This is a genomic window from Kitasatospora sp. NPDC051164 (genome assembly GCF_044455625.1).
Lineage (GTDB): Bacteria > Actinomycetota > Actinomycetes > Streptomycetales > Streptomycetaceae > Kitasatospora.
Map to the genome: position 1 here is coordinate 1 of NZ_JBITFB010000133.1, position 1,114 is coordinate 1,114.

The window sequence follows — 1,114 nt, forward strand, 5'->3', positions numbered from 1 at the left end:
GCGTGGACGGTGCCGTCTGTCACGCGCGGTCTGTGCCATGGTCCTTGTCCTCGCGTCCGCGCTGGCCTGGGTCGTGACCGGTCCGTCCGATGCCGCCCGGGCCGCGACCGCGTGTGCGGCGAGTCTGTGCGTCCTCAACGCGAGTGCCGCGGACGCCCTGTACGTCCACCCCGGCAGCGTCCAGGTCACCGGCAGCATCCTGGTCAACTCGACGAACAGTCAGGCCGCGCTCGTCAGTGGCACCACCTCGGTCATCGCGAACGGGGGTACCATCGGCGGCCCGGCGGCCCCGGCGGGCTTCGCCACCGCGAGCGGCGGCTCCTACAGCCCGGCCCCGGTCAACCAGCCCGCCGGCACCGACCCCTATGCCGCCTTGGCCCAGTGTCCGGCCGCGTCGGCCTGTCCTTCGACACCGACCCCGCCGTATCCCTCGGTCAACCACGTCTCGGGGAACCAGACGATCAGCCCGGGCGTGTACACCAGCATCTTGTCTCTGTCCGGCACGCTCACCCTCAATCCCGGTACGTATGTCATCACCGGCACCAACGGCATGACGATTTCCGGCGGGAAGGTGAACGGCACGGGGGTGACGATCTACCTCGCCTGCCCGTCGTACCCGACCGCGTGCGCGGCGGGCACCAGTGGTGCGTCCTTCACCAGCCAGAGCGGAGGCAAGACCACGCTCAGCGCACCGACCACGGGGGCCTTCACCGGTCTTTCGATCATCGCCGACCGCAACAACACGGCGGGGGTCCTGGTCACGGGAAACGGCACGTGGATCACCGGCGGCGGCGTGATCTATACGGCCGCGGGGAAGCTGACGGCCGCATCCGGGGGCAAGGCCAGCTTCACCGGTGCGGTCGTGGACAGCGTCGAGACCAGTGGCAGCAACAGCTCCCAGATCACCGTCATCCCGACCACGGGCACACTGTCGATCAGCGTGCCGGCCACGGCGGGCCTGGGCGGCGCCGCGCCCGGTGGCACCCTCAGTGCGGCCCTCGGCTCGGTGACCGTCTCGGACGGGCGGGGACTGGCCACCAGCACGTGGACGGCGACGGTGTCCGCCACGAGCTTCACCACCGGCGGCGGCACGTCCGCCGAGACGATCACCACC

Annotated in this window: 1 protein-coding gene; it reads left to right on the forward strand. The window is 70.8% G+C overall.

Translation table 11 applies throughout. The features are described 5' to 3' along the window. Positions 1 to 37 precede the first annotated feature (37 nt). Positions 38 to 1,114: hypothetical protein (locus tag ACIBEC_RS47845; RefSeq protein WP_396290937.1), on the forward strand; the 1,077-nt coding region annotated here is incomplete at its 3' end.